At 68.7% G+C, this 841-nt stretch carries 1 protein-coding gene; it reads right to left on the bottom strand.

Annotated features, from left to right (window positions below; genetic code table 11):
- The coding region (locus L995_RS29960; protein ID WP_156136158.1) for a branched-chain amino acid ABC transporter permease at window positions 1–834 on the bottom strand (834 nt) is incomplete at its 3' end.
- Window positions 835–841: the final 7 nt, after the last annotated feature.

Below are 841 nucleotides of genomic sequence, written 5' to 3' on the forward strand. Positions count from 1 at the left end.
CGCCATCAGCACGTAGATGGAAATCGCCGCCAGCGTGGGCCCCACGCTGGACGCCACGGCCGGGGATAACACCTGGCGCAGCAGCATGGGCAGGAAGGCCCGACCCGCCGTATCCACCATGCCCACCAGCAAGGCGCCCACCAGGGCGCCGCGTATGGAGCCTATGCCGCCGATGACGATGCACACCAGCACCAGGATCAGGATGTCCTCGCCCATGCCCACCTGCACCGAGGTGATGGGTCCCAGCAGCGCGCCCGCCACCGCCGCCAGCATGGCGCCCAGCGTGAACACGCCCAGGAACAGCAGCGGCACGCGCACGCCCATCAGCGTGGCCATCTGGCGGTTGGAGGCGCCTGCCCGCACCAGCACGCCGGCGCGCGTGCGCGTCACGAACCAGTACAGGCCCAACGCGGCGGCCAGGCCGAAGACGATGATCATCAGCCGGTAGGCCGGGTACATGAGATCGGGCAGCAGTTGCACGGGCCCGGACAGCGCAGCCGGCATGTTGAGCATCACCGGAGCCGGGCCCCAGACCATCTTGACCAGGTCATTGGCGATGAGGATGACGGCATAGCTGCCGAGCACCTGGGCCAGGTGGTCGCGCACGGCAAGGCGCCGTATCAGCACCAGCTCCAGCACCACACCCGCCACGCCCGTGGCCACGGCCGCCACCAACACCGCCGCCGTGAACGAGCCCGTGCGCTGCAGGGTCTCTGCCGCCACATAGGCGCCCGCCATGTACAGCGATCCATGGGCCAGGTTCATGATGTCCATGATGCCGAACACCAGGGTCAGCCCGGCCGCGATCAGAAACAGCATCAGCCCGAACTGCAGGACGCGG

Source organism: Delftia sp. ZNC0008 (genome assembly GCF_000799035.1).
GTDB classification, from domain to species: Bacteria; Pseudomonadota; Gammaproteobacteria; order Burkholderiales; family Burkholderiaceae_C; genus Comamonas; species Comamonas tsuruhatensis.